The sequence below is a fragment of the Anatilimnocola aggregata genome (genome assembly GCF_007747655.1).
Classification (GTDB): domain Bacteria; phylum Planctomycetota; class Planctomycetia; order Pirellulales; family Pirellulaceae; genus Anatilimnocola; species Anatilimnocola aggregata.
In genome coordinates this window covers 959,087-971,739 of the sequence record NZ_CP036274.1, presented here as the reverse complement: position 1 = coordinate 971,739, position 12,653 = coordinate 959,087, and the positions used below count along the sequence as shown (strand labels likewise).

The window sequence follows — 12,653 nt, the reverse complement described above, 5'->3', positions numbered from 1 at the left end:
CCCACGCGCTTGCGCGGGTAATCTGCAAAATGACTGGACCAGCAGTTCAACGGCCGCAAGCGGCCCGGTTAACCGACGGACAGCAGGCTGACCAATATCGGTGGTCGGACTACTAGGGCGACTTGCCTTGGAGCGAATGCAGCGCTAGTTGGCGTTGGCCATTGCTGCCGCGCCAGCATTTGCAGCCGACGACCGCATGTCGGTCAGGCCCACTTCAATTTTGAGCGCGCCCCACGGACAAGTGAAAGGGACGCAGATTGGCGTGACATCCGAGGGAAAGCGAACCAGGTGTCCCGCCCCCAGAATCACGCTCGGTAAGCTGATCGACAGTTGATATTCTTCGAGCTTCGCCTTGGCACTGCCGGCGACCATGTTCGTCAGTTCGCCCACCGCATCAACTACATCGTCGTTCAGTTCGGTCGTCTCGCACAACAGCAGGGTCGCAGCAGCTTGTAAAGCCACTTGCTTCTCCAAGCTCAGCACGACGGTCCCTTGCGCATGTCCGCTCAAGCCAATCACGCCACTGACGTCGTGCAGTTGCGTCTCGTGCCCCCGCAAATAGAGCGGGCCGCGCGTGAGTTGGCACGAGAGCATCGTCTCGAACGTGTTGACGAGTGCGCTGATAAACGGATTGATGTAATCGGCACGCATGAGGGGCTGTTCCGCACAGATTCTAGGAGGGCTGTCTGGCCAATGCTCGACAGGCTGTAGAAAGTTAGGTTACAGCCTGGAAGGAGCAAGTCCCCCCCAGACGATTCGTGCGCATCGTGACGAATCTGCGGAGCGTGAGGATTGTGATGCGGTAAAACTCCGCTGCAGTGACAAGAGCTGTCGCTTGCTGCGGGAAAGCTACCTCGCCAGCAGGCTCCACCTTGGATTTGGCCTGACGATGAACGAACTTAACCGCGAATCTTCAGCGTATCACCAGCGAAGGAGATTCCCAGCGGTTCAATTTCGACAGCGCGGCGCGGTTCACCCGTGGCGGTCTTCCCCTGTTCGATGACGCCGCCGATCCAAGCGGGCAGATTTTGCTGCCGAGCAATCTCCAGGCAGTTGAGGGCCTCGACCATCGAGACATAGACGGCAAACCCCACACCCATGTTGAAGGTGCCGTACATCCCCTGGTCGTCCATTCCCGCATGCTGCTTGATGAAGTCGAAAATCGGCAACTGCGGGCCCAGCCGGGTGCAGCGATAGACCCACGGCTCATCGAGCCGCATCAACTTGCGCCAGCCGTGGCCGGTCAGGTTCACCGCGTATTTCAGTTTGATGCCGGCATCCTGACAGGCCTGAATGAACGGCACATAGATGCGTGTGGGCGCTAGCAAGGCCTGCGCAAAGTTCTGTTCGGGAGTAACCGGCGTGAGATAGCCCCGTGGCAAACGATCGGCCAGGTCGCGGCAGAGCGTAAGGCCGTTGGCATGAATGCCACTGCTGGCGAGGAAGACCATCGCGTCGCCGGCTTGCAGTTGCCCAGCGATGCGTAAATCCTTCGGCTTGATCCGGCCGAGGGCCGAACCAGCGAGGACGATCGTATCGTCGCAAATCAGATTCTTCAGCGCGGGAGTTTCACCACCCCCCCACACAGCGCCCGACTGACGGCAGCCTTCCGCAAAACCTTCGGCCAGGTCGCGAGCGCGGGTCGTTTGTTCAAACCAGTTCGCATTGCCGACCGCCGCGTGCATGGCGATGGAAATGGGGAGCGCGCCGACGGTGATCAAATCGTTGACGATCGAGGCGACCGTATCGACGCCGATGGCGTGGTAATGGCTCTCGCCGGTCAGCTTAATCAGGGCATCGGCGACGAGGTTCTTCGTCCCCAACCCTTCTTCGACATGGGCCAGGTATTCGTCGGGCGTTTCGAGCAGGTAGGCACTCTCGCCGCGGATGCCCGCCGGCTCCGTGATGCCGTGCCGCGCGAGCAGACCGGTCGTGGTCGCCGCTGCCCGCTGACAGTGCCGTTTGAATTCGTCCAAGACGTCGTAATTGACGCCCGCTGAGTGGTAATCGAGAGGCTTCATAGCCGGATGATTCTAGAGGAAGAGGGGGTGACAAGGTGAGGGGGTGACAAGGTGAAGGAAAGCGAATTTGAACTCCTAGCCGGACTCGAATCGTTGCCGTTCTTCTTCGCTGATGCCGATGAAGCGGCAGCCGGTCTTGATGCACCAAGCAAGGCCGTAACCCCAGGCAAACGAGTTTGCGCCGATGACCACGACAGTAAAAACGATTCCCAAGTAGTCCATCCCACCATGGCCAGATGGCAACATCACGCAAGTTGCAAACGGAATCGACAAAATCAACATCATTAAACCCAACAGAACTAACAGAAATTCCGAGGCCGGGAACGGATCTCCTGGAGTGATGTGCCCCCGTACAATCAGAAAAAGGATCACCCAAGCATTGATGTTCGTAAGTGTCAGAGTCCAACCTAAGGATGGCCTGAAAAACCAATGCGAATCTAGCTGTGCAGTTGTTTTCATTCTGCCTGCTGACTTCTTCCTGCTGCATTCAGCTTCAGCCATTCGACCACGGCGAGCGCGGTGGCACTGTTGGTGGCGAGCGGGATGCTGTGGACGTCGCAGACGCGCATGAGTGCAGAGACATCCGGCTCGTGGGGCTGGGCAGTGAGGGGATCGCGAAAGAAGAAGACAGCGAGGATTTTTCCTTCTGCCACGCGGCCGCCGATGATCAAGTCGCCCCCAGCAGGGCCGTGAGCGACCCGTTCGATGTCGAGTTCCAATTCGTCGGCCAGCAGTCGGCCGGTGCTCCCCGTGGCGACGAGGTCGTGCGCTGCGAATAGTTCGCGATGCTCTCGCACAAACTGCAGCAGCAGGGGTTTTTGCTGGTCGTGAGCAATGAGGGCGATCATTTGGTGTAATTGCCCTCCACGTGATGATTTTTGGGATCGTCGAGCGAAACCTGCCCCACCAGCCGATTGTCGACAACCATGTTTCCCTTGCCTCCGGTCACAACGAGGGCGGGAGCGCGCGATTCTGGCTTGAGATCGTCGCGAATCAGGCAGTCAGAAATGCGGCTATCGGTGACATTGTGCAGCATGATTGCGACAGGCTGGCAATCGAGCAGCGTACTGTTGGTGAGATTGATCCGCCGGCAATCCTCGAGCAGCAGGCCACACTTGCCGCCGAGCGTGTGATGAAGATGCAGGGCCGTAATTGTGCAGTCGGTGCAGTTTTTCAGCACGACGGTGTTGTTGGCTTCGGAGGTGTAGCCATAGAGCGGGTTCCGCTCCATCGCGTTGTTGCCGATCACCAGCTGTGTGCAATTCTCGAGATCGAGATTGTGCTTGTAGCCCTGCCAGAACGTATTGCCCGTGATGGTCACGCCGCGCGCTTCACGCAGTTCGATATTCGTTTGCACATCGGAGAGGACGTTGTCGGCAATCGTGATATGTCCGCACTGTTCGAAAGTCTCTTTGCCCATTCGCTTCCAGGTGGCTTTGCCCAGCACGCGAATATTCGCGCCGTTAGCACACTTCATCGAGTGCTGAATGGTGCAACCGACGATGGCCACTTCGGCCACGCTGCCGCCCGTCGAGTCGAGCAGGATGTTGGCCGCTGTCCCTTCCCCTTCGGGCATGTTGGCTTCGATGTCACAACCGCTGATGTGAATGTTCCGCACGTCGCCGCCGCGATTCACGATGCCACCTTGCCGGCAATAGCTGATGTGGCACGCGCTGATGTTCGACTGGTGCAGATTGACGTGATCGTAATAGACGCCGATGCCGCTGTTCTCGTACAAATGGCAACCATCAATGAGGACGTTGCGGTTGCGATTGACCAGGTGAACAGCATGCCGGACGTGGCGAATGACCACTCCCCGCAAGGTAAGCTGCATCGTACCGTCGGCTTCAATGCCGTCGGCGGCGGTTTGTTCGTCGGGAACTTTCGGGCCGATGATTTCTAGATCGCGGACGAGCGGAGCCCGCTCTTTTTGCCAAACGCCGGGCTTCACCGATTCTGGCGCTGCGGTGCCACCATGCGTGCCGACGAACTTGAGGGCCGGCCCGTCGCCAACCATTTTTAAGGTCGCCACTCCTTGCCCATCGAGCGACGTGAAGCCCACGCGCGCCAGATCGACGACGAGCGTCTTTTTCAGCAGATACGTCCCCGGCGGCAGTACGATGGCGCCGGCCGATTGATCGATGGCCCGCTGCAAAGCGGGAGAGGCGTCGGCCTCGCCGTCGGCCACCTGCAAAAGGGCCGCAAGTGAAGGCGTGTTGCGGGAAATAGCCGGCTGCGGAGCTTGTCCCTCGGCCGGAATTGCGATCCATGCACCCAACACGGCACCGCCAGCAGCGAGCGACAGCAGAATGGCTTGACGTCTGGCTAGAGTGATCGATTTGAAGCGTTTCATTGGCTCCCCTCTCAGAAGAGTGTGTCCGTAGTCCGACCGAGTGTTAATTTTCAAAATCCAGGCACCACATGCTTCGCACACCCCCTAGTCGTAGTTATATTGTGCACGTTGCGTAATCGGCAAAGTCGGTGCCATATGATCGCTACACCTTGATGTACCAGTGGTCGGGCTATTTTTGGATGGGGCATTCACCTTGTCGGCCTGGCTTGAGCAATGCGTGGAGGAATTGGAATGACTCGAGTTCATGGATTGGCCCTTGCTTGGGCCGCTGCTTTGGTTGCTGGAGGGCTGCTTGTCGCAACTCCGGCACAAGCAGGTCGTCGGCATCGCAGTTGCGCGCCTGATTGTGCGCCAGCTTATGCCCCGGCCGAATGTGCCGCACCGGCACCGGCCCCCGAGCCTGTGACCGTCACCAAGACGATCATGGTTCCGCAGACGGTGTACGAAACAATGACGGTTCCCGTGACGGTCTACAAGCCCGTCACCAAGACCAAGATGATCACCGTCTATCGCAACGTGCCGCAAACGCGCGAAGTGAAGCGGATGGTCACGCAGTACGTGCAAGTTCCTAAGACTCGCACCGAGACTTACACCGTCAGCACACCAAATTGGAAAGAAGTGACCAAGGACGTGACCGTGATGGTTTCGTCGGTCGAAGCTCGCGAAGGCGTTCGCCGCGTTTGCAAGCCCGTGATGACGACGGAAGTTCGCACCGTTTGCCGCGACCATGGTGCCTACGAATGCCGCACCTATGTCGATTGCTGCGGTTGCTGCCGCACCTGCAAAGTTTGGGTGCCGAATGTTGTGAAGGAAGAAATCCAAGTCCAAGTTTGCAAGCACCAGGTTTCGGAAGAAGCCTACACGTACAACGTGAACGTTTGCAAGCCTGTCGCTCAGACCAAGACCTTCAAGGTTTGCGAAATGGTCAGCGAACAGAAGACCCGCGAAGTGAACTACACCGTTTGCGAAGCTCAGCAGGTCGAAAAGACCTTCACCGAGACTTATTGCGAACGCGTTGCCGAACAGAAGGAAGTCAGCTACACCGAATGCGTTGCCACCACCGAACAACGCGAAGTGAAGGTTGCCAAGTGCGTGCTCGTGCCGAAAGAAGTGACCTACACGATCTATCCGAACGGCTGCACCACCTGCAAGTAGTTTAGGGTCAGACGGGCGAAGGATCAGCAGACCTGTCGCAGGCAGATATGAATGGAGCCGGGAAGCAGCGGACGCTTCCCGGCTCTATTCGTTTCTTGCTCTGTTCGTTGCCTGGCAGCGCCGAACAGCAGACCCTACCTTTCTCGCAGCCAGCGCTCGGGGTACCTTGGCAGCATGAATGCCAACTCGCCATCAGCGCCCGTTAGCGCAAGCGTCCCAGCTGCCGAACTGTTGACCGAAAAACTGCAGGCCGCCGTGCAGTGGGCCAAAGAGGCCGGTCAACTCACGCTCACGTATTTTCAGCAAGAGAATTACGAAGTGGAGCGGAAGAGCGACGCTTCGCCCGTGACGATTGCCGACCGTTCGGCCGAGCAATTGATTCGGGGCAAGATCGCCGCGCAATATCCGACCGATGGCATCGTCGGCGAAGAGTTCGGCATCAGCGAAGGGACTAGCGGCTGGCGTTGGATTCTCGACCCTATCGACGGCACCAAGTCGTTCATCAGCGGTGTCCCCATGTATGGCACCATGATCGGGCTGGAACGAGACGGCCGCAGCTGGGCGGGCGTGGTTTACATTCCGGGTCTCGACGAAGGAGTCTTCGCCGCGCACGGTCAGGGTTGCTTTCATTTTCGCGGCGCACAGGCACCCCGACCGACCAAAGTCTCGCAGCGGAAGCAACTGAGCGAGGGGCTGTTTGTCACTTCGCAGGCCGATACCTTTCGCAAGCGAGACGGCTGGCAAGCGTTCGAAAAGCTGCAAGCGGCGGCTTATATCACGCGCACGTGGGGCGACTGCTACGGCTACTTGCTGGTCGCTACCGGCCGGGCCGAAGTAATGGTCGACCCAATGCTGAATGTCTGGGATGCCGCCGCAGTGCAACCCATCATTGAAGAAGCTGGCGGCACCTTCACCGACTGGCAAGGAGTCCCCACCATTCACGCCGGCGAAGCCATTGCCACCAACGGCCTGGTGCAAGCGGAAGTCCTCGCCATCACTCGCGACTCCCCACGATTGCCGCAATGATCGCGGGCTAAAGTCCCCACCGGGCCGCGCGTCTCCTCACCTTGTCACCCCCACTCACCCTAACATTGCCGGCCCTTTCCCCCTCTACTTGGCTCTCGCACTCCCACCAACCGCCGCGCAGCACACTTGCCTTGGCCGTAATGTGCAGGAAGAATAGAAGTTCCCACCTGTCGAGGCTCGCCCAACTTGAACTGAGGAGTGATCCGCGTGCTCTGTTTTCCATCGATTCGTACTTTGGTTGCCGCCGGTTGCGGACTGGCCTTGTGCTTCGCGCTTGCAAGTTACGCCGGGGCAGAACCTCCTGCGCCCCCCAAGGGACTTGGGGCGATAACCTATCCCGAAAATAATCCGCACACTGCCGAGAAGGTGGAACTGGGCAAACAGCTGTACTTCGACAAGCGGCTGTCGCGCGACAACACCGTCAGCTGTGCGACCTGCCACGATCCGGACAAGGGTTGGTCGAACGGCGACACCTTTGCCACCGGCGTGCGCGGGCAACGGGGCGGCCGCAGTTCGCCAAGCATTGTGAACTCGGCCTATTCCACGCTGCAGTTCTGGGATGGTCGGGCCACGCATCTCGAAGGGCAAGCCCTCGGGCCGATTCAGAACCCGATCGAAATGGATATGACCATCGACGAGGTCGTGGCCAAGTTGAACAAGATCGCCGGCTATCGCGAGCAGTGCCAGAAGATCTTCCAGACCGATGTCACGCCCGATGCCATTGCCCGCTCCATCGCCGCCTTCGAACGAACGATTCTCTCAGGTGACGCTCCTTACGACCGCTTCAAAGCGGGCGACACCAAGGCGATGTCGGAACAGGCCCAGCGCGGCGCGAAGCTCTTCTTCGGCAAAGCGAACTGCTCGGCCTGTCACACCGGTCACAGCTTTAGCGATTTCGCCTTCCACAACCTGGGCATTGGCATGGACAAGGACATGCCCGACCTGGGTCGCTTTGTCGTCACCAAGATTGAAGGGGACAAGGGGGCCTTCAAGACTCCCACGCTGCGAGAAATCTCGCGCACCGCTCCTTACATGCACGACGGCCGCTTCAAAACGCTCGACGAAGTGGTGGACTATTACGACAAAGGTGGCCACCCGAATGCCCAACTCGATGAAGAGATTTTCGAACTCAAGCTCACCAAGCAAGAGCAAGCCGATCTGGTGAAGTTCCTGGTCGAAGGGCTGACCAGCGAATCGTATCCGCACGTGAAGCCACCCAAGTTGCCGGAATAACGGTTCGACATGAAATCCTGAAACGACTAGCGGCGAGGTTCTGGCTTGATCAGAATCTCGCCGAGTTCGTTTTCACCCGGCTTAATGTCAATGGTGACTCGCCCGCTCTCCCAGGCTTCCTGTGTGTTGCCGCGTTTTACTTTGCTGATGGCACCGGTTGATTCGTGCCAAAAGACAAACGTGTGGGTGCCGACGGGCAGATTCTTAATTGCGACCAGACCGGCGCGATCAGAGATACCGACGTAAGGATGAGCTTGCACAATCAGGCGGGCGTTTTCCCAGGGGTGAAGAGAGCATTGAACCTGCGCGGGCCAGCGTGTGGGCTTAGCAAGAACTCGTTCGGTGTCGGGACTGGGGTTAATGAGCCGGCCGAATTCGGGATTCTCAGGACTGCTGACGTAAGGATCATGCCCGGTGCGATCAATCCCACGGAAGATCAGTTTCTGACCCATGCGAACTGCGCTGATGAAAGGCTCGAATTGCAGGTTGTCGATCTTGAGGACGACAGGTTCCTTCGCTGCACTCGCAAAGTCCGCATGAATTGCTGGCACTTTTCCATCTTCGACAAGCAGCCAAGCACAAACGTACCGGATCGCCTTGGTCTGGGGATCGACGACCAATCTTCGATCGTAAATGGGCTCCCGGAGAGGCGCGGCGTCTTTATCGATCTTGATTAGCCTCCGCTCCGGAGGCTGGCCGTCATAGACAAATGTCGCCGACAAGTTGCCCCATTTGGCCTCTTCTTCACCGGCCAAGAGTGAGTCGTTGGCGAGTGCAGACGCGGCAATCGCACTAATTGTCAGCGCGCCCAGAGCATTTAATTGGCGACGATGCATCCGAAGAATCTCCGTTCGCGAAGCATTCCGAGCGGGCAATTTTAACGAATTGTAGCCGCTGCCTTGCTGGCATCTCTACTTTCATCTTGCCCCATCCGGTCGTTCTATCGACAATTGCCAATTGCTCATCACCCAAGAGAATTGATTCAGCCTGCCGCTGAAGGAGTTGATATGAATGCTGCTGTGTTGCTGGTTGCGGTGCTGCTGGGGGCGGACAACGTGCCGCCAGAGACGGCGGAAGAGTTGCGGCCCTTCACGCTCGACCAGATTGCCGCCGGAGCGCGGAACGACGCGTTTGTCGACGAATTTCTAAAGGATCAAACGCTGCAACTGTTCGGCACCGTCAAGTTGATCGAGCGGCTGGACACGGACGCAAAGAAAGACGGCGAGAAGAAAGAGAGCGGTTACCGGGTAATCTTCGAGCGACTTGGCCACGAAGACCGGGCCGTCGATGTGACGGCAGGGCTGTACTTTCCAGCGTCAGCCCGCAAGGATCTGGCAACGCTCGAACCGGGACGCAGCAAGGTCACGATCGAAGGAACGTGCTTCGGTACGCAGTTGCAATCGCTCGATCGTGGCGTCGCTTTCATTCTCGAATTGAAAGACTGCAAGCTCGTCGAAACGCCCGGGGAGTTCTCCGACGCTCCGCCGCCGTCCAAGCCAAAGATCATTCCGAATCCCACCATTGCCCCGCCGTTTCCGCCGGGCATTCCTGCGCCACCAATTCCCCCCGCACCGAGGCAAGAGTAGTAGTCAGCGGCCGCAAGGGGCTCGGTGAACCAGCGATGGGCAAACTACGGCAGCGTGTCTTGCATCACCTTGGCGGCCTGTTCGCGGTGGAAGTCGTGCAACTGCTGACGCAGTTTGTCGTCGTTCACGGCGAGCATGCGCACGGCGAGGAGTGCTGCGTTCTTCGCCCCGGCTTCACCAATGGCGAGAGTGCCGACGGGAATTCCCCCGGGCATTTGCACGATTGAGAGGAGCGAGTCGAGCCCCGAGAGTGCGCGACTTTGCACTGGCACACCCAAGACGGGCAGCACCGTTTGCGAAGCGACCATGCCCGGCAAGTGAGCTGCCCCGCCCGCCCCGGCGATGATGACCGCCAGCCCGCGCTGCTCGGCTGAGGCGGCATATTCGCACATCCATTGCGGCGTGCGATGGGCAGAAACGACGCGGCATTCGTGCGGCACGCCAAAGTGGGTGAGCATTTCGGCAGCGTGGCGCATGGTCTCCCAATCGGACTTGCTCCCCATGATCACGCCGACGAGCGGTTGTTGTGTGTTCATGCAACCATGATAATCGCTAGCGGGAAAGGGAACATGCCACGGGCCGTCAGTTCGTTCCACTTCATCCATCACCTGCGGCGAGAGGAACCGAAATCGTGCTCGCGTTGCGACGACAACTCTCGCTCGTCTGCCTGGTCTGCGCGCTGGTCGTCCATCATTCGGCGGCATTCGCTCAGGAAGAAGCGGCGGCTCCTTCAGCGGCGGCAATTCAACGGGCGATCAAGAATCTGGGGCACGACGACTATCCCGTGCGCGAAGCGGCTTCGAAAGAACTCTGGAGCTGGGGCACGACCGTCGAGGCAGCCCTGCAGCAGGCCGCGCTCAGTACCGATGCCGAGATTCGTTTGCGGGCCAAGACGATTCTGGAGAAGTTCGAACTGGGGATCACGCCCGATTCGCCACCTGAATACGAAATGTTGATTACTGCCTTTCGCCAGAACACGATCGACGAGAAGCAAACCACACTCCATCAGTTAATCAACGAGAAGAAAATCAAGCTGGCCTTCAAGTTGGCACGTGCCGAAAGCGACCCCAGTCAGCGAGATTCGTTGCTTTCGAGTGCCAGTCGACAGGCGCAGCGCTACGTACCCGATTTGCTGGTGAATGACGAGATTGACGAAGCGGAGTCGATTCTCGAATCGATCGAGATGACGCTCGATCCTTCGCTGGAGCGATTGACCGCGATGCTCCTCGTATCCGGCCGCCTTCCCGATCGCTTGAAACGGGCCGAAGAGCAACTGGCCCGGGCGCCATCGTTTGCGACTGCCAAACGGCTGGTCTATTTGCGCCGGGCCAGCGGCGACCTGGTCGGAGCCGCCGACCTGGCCGGCAAACATCAGTTGCACTATTACCAGCGGGCGATCTTGATCGAGAACAACGATTGGAAAGGTGCGGCCGCTCTGCAGCAAGAGATGTTCAAGGTGCCCAATCTGGCGGCGGAAACGCTCGCCTTCGGCGCGGCGCTGCACTTTTTTGCCGGCGACGAGCCAGCGGTGGAATTTCGGCTGCAAACCTTGCGGGAAATCGCTCCCGAGCAACTCTCGAAGCACTGGGATGCCGCCGAAGCGCACCTGGTGTGCGAGCGGCACGAGCAGGCGCTGCAATTGCTCGCGACCTGCACTCCCGGCGCAGCTTCGCTGCTGCATGAGCTGCGATTCGACTACGCCCGTTCGCAACAGTTGGCCGGCGTGACCAAAGAGTCGGTCTTGGACGACGCCTGGTTCGGCAACCTGGTCGACGGTGGGCTGGTGGCGACGCAGAAAACTCTTCCCCGCGGCGAGTTTGCCCGCAACATCGCCAAGCAGTTGCACTATTTGGGAGAGCGCGAGCGGGCGCGGCAAGTCTTGGCCGTCATGCGCAAGGCAGCTGAACTCGATAAGTCCGGGCAATTGTGGCCCGTCGTAATTCAAACCAGCATTTATTGCGGCGATCGCCAGCAGGCACTCGCCGATCTCAACGTGGCGCTCGGCAGGCCGAACATCACGCCAAGTGCTATGTTCCGCGCGATGTACGACCAGCCTCAAGATGCGGTGCTGGCCGAACTGTTGTATGCGCGCCTGGGAACCGAAGACGAGCAGCGGCGGTTGTCGCTAGCCACGATGGATCAAGTGTTCGGCCCCATTGGCATGCCCGACGAAATGCGCGGGCCAATCAACGCGCAGATTGTCGAGACCATCGAACCTTTCATGGGCACTCCCGATCATCGCCAGTTGAAGCTAGGGGAACTGATGCTCAAGCTCGGTGATCGACAGCAGGCGCGCCGTTGGTTCGAGGCTGCTTCGAGCAGTTACTCCGATGCGCTCGTTCGCTTGGGAGACCTCGCGCGCGAAGAAAGGGATTGGCCCGTCGCGATCAAGCATTATCGGGCCGCGGCAGACAAATTGCCGGTGTTGCCGTTGCCCCGGTTCTTGCTGAGCTATTCGCTGCTGCAGAATGGTGAAACGGACGAAGCGAAACAACAACAGCGGCGGGCCAGCCTCGCCGCGCTCTCGCCGGTGGGTCGCCTGGCACTGGCAGGCCAACTGAAGGAGCGCGGCCTGTTTGCCGAAGCGACGGAGCAGGCCCGCATTGTGGAACTGACGGCCAACCCCACCGTGCAGTATCCCACTTTGGCGGCCGGTCACTTGCGGGGGAACCTGGTATTTCAGCAGTCACCCGCAGTTGCCGCCGAAGTCTGGCAGCGCTGGCTGTTGAGCCAACTGGTGGGAGTGAACAACTACACGCAGTTCGATCATTACTTGACCGACCCGGAAGTCATCCATCGCAATCGTGGCCGAGCGTTGCTCGCCGCGGGCAAAACCGACTTGGCCCTGGCCGAAGTAAAACGCGTGCTGGCGATCATTCCGGGCAACGTCCGCGTCCTTGAAGAGTTCGTCCCGCTGCTCGAACGGGCTGGGCGCGAGAAAGAGGCCAGCGAATTACTCGAGTCTGTGGCCCGTCGCTACGAGCAGGTGATTCGCGACTATCCGCAGACATCGAATCATCGGCGCGAATTGGCACTGCTCTTCGCCCGCTGCAATCGCCGCCGCGATGAAGCGCTCGCGCTCGCTCAGGCAGCCGTCAAGCTCGAAGAGCAGACCGCGCTAAATCACGACGCGCTCGCCGAGATTCATTTCCTGCGCGGCGAACAAGGGGCTGCCATCTCCGCCGGCCAGCGCGCCGCAGCGATCGAACGGAATAATCCTAAATATCGCGAGCGGCTTGCCCAATGGGAAAAAGGGCCAGCGAAGTAGACAAAGTCGAG

Annotated in this window: 12 protein-coding genes; 5 read left to right on the top strand and 7 right to left on the bottom strand. The window is 59.2% G+C overall.

Annotated features, from left to right (window positions below):
* Positions 1-144 precede the first annotated feature (144 nt).
* The 5 genes from ETAA8_RS03775 to ETAA8_RS03755 all read right to left on the bottom strand — a co-directional run bounded on the left by ETAA8_RS03775 (position 145) and on the right by ETAA8_RS03755 (position 4,374).
* A complete protein-coding gene (locus ETAA8_RS03775) occupies positions 145-651 on the bottom strand; it encodes a chemotaxis protein CheX (RefSeq protein WP_145085118.1) in 507 nt (168 codons plus the stop codon).
* 248 nt (positions 652-899) lie between these two features.
* A complete protein-coding gene (locus ETAA8_RS03770; protein ID WP_145085115.1) occupies positions 900-2,021 on the bottom strand; it encodes an AIR synthase related protein in 1,122 nt (373 codons plus the stop codon).
* A gap of 75 nt (positions 2,022-2,096) precedes the next feature.
* Positions 2,097-2,480: a hypothetical protein gene (locus tag ETAA8_RS03765; RefSeq protein ID WP_145085112.1), complete on the bottom strand. Its 384-nt coding sequence runs from the start codon at positions 2,478-2,480 to the stop codon at positions 2,097-2,099.
* Entirely contained in the window at positions 2,477-2,869 is a 393-nt protein-coding gene (gene mgsA, locus ETAA8_RS03760; protein ID WP_145085109.1) for a methylglyoxal synthase, read from the bottom strand. The genes ETAA8_RS03765 and mgsA overlap by 4 nt, the downstream gene beginning before the upstream one ends.
* Positions 2,866-4,374, bottom strand: a complete 1,509-nt coding sequence (locus ETAA8_RS03755; protein WP_145085106.1) for a right-handed parallel beta-helix repeat-containing protein — start codon at positions 4,372-4,374, stop codon at positions 2,866-2,868. The genes mgsA and ETAA8_RS03755 overlap by 4 nt, the downstream gene beginning before the upstream one ends.
* Positions 4,375-4,605: 231 nt before the next feature.
* Here ETAA8_RS03755 and ETAA8_RS03750 point away from each other — a divergent pair, with 231 nt between their 5' ends.
* The 3 genes from ETAA8_RS03750 (at position 4,606) to ETAA8_RS03740 (ending at position 7,788) form a co-directional block, all read left to right on the top strand.
* Positions 4,606-5,529, top strand: a complete 924-nt coding sequence (locus tag ETAA8_RS03750) for a hypothetical protein (RefSeq protein WP_202921540.1) — start codon at positions 4,606-4,608, stop codon at positions 5,527-5,529.
* A gap of 174 nt (positions 5,530-5,703) precedes the next feature.
* Positions 5,704-6,555, top strand: a complete 852-nt coding sequence (gene hisN / locus ETAA8_RS03745; RefSeq protein ID WP_145085100.1) for a histidinol-phosphatase — start codon at positions 5,704-5,706, stop codon at positions 6,553-6,555.
* A gap of 207 nt (positions 6,556-6,762) precedes the next feature.
* Positions 6,763-7,788, top strand: coding sequence for a cytochrome-c peroxidase (locus ETAA8_RS03740; protein ID WP_202921539.1), 1,026 nt, complete (start codon positions 6,763-6,765; stop codon positions 7,786-7,788).
* Between the two features lie 26 nt (positions 7,789-7,814).
* On the opposite strand, the gene ETAA8_RS03735 is transcribed toward ETAA8_RS03740, so the two are convergent.
* Positions 7,815-8,624: a cupredoxin domain-containing protein gene (locus tag ETAA8_RS03735; protein ID WP_145085097.1), complete on the bottom strand. Its 810-nt coding sequence runs from the start codon at positions 8,622-8,624 to the stop codon at positions 7,815-7,817.
* A 171-nt stretch (positions 8,625-8,795) separates the two neighbouring features.
* On the opposite strand from ETAA8_RS03735, the gene ETAA8_RS03730 reads away from it, so the two are divergent.
* On the top strand, positions 8,796-9,374 hold the full coding sequence (locus ETAA8_RS03730) for a hypothetical protein (protein ID WP_145085094.1): 579 nt from the start codon (positions 8,796-8,798) through the stop codon (positions 9,372-9,374).
* A gap of 44 nt (positions 9,375-9,418) precedes the next feature.
* On the opposite strand, the gene purE is transcribed toward ETAA8_RS03730, so the two are convergent.
* Positions 9,419-9,910, bottom strand: a complete 492-nt coding sequence (gene purE / locus ETAA8_RS03725) for a 5-(carboxyamino)imidazole ribonucleotide mutase (protein WP_145085091.1) — start codon at positions 9,908-9,910, stop codon at positions 9,419-9,421.
* A gap of 95 nt (positions 9,911-10,005) precedes the next feature.
* On the opposite strand from purE, the gene ETAA8_RS03720 reads away from it, so the two are divergent.
* Positions 10,006-12,642, top strand: a complete 2,637-nt coding sequence (locus tag ETAA8_RS03720) for a tetratricopeptide repeat protein (protein ID WP_145085088.1) — start codon at positions 10,006-10,008, stop codon at positions 12,640-12,642.
* The last annotated feature ends 11 nt before the right edge of the window (positions 12,643-12,653 follow it).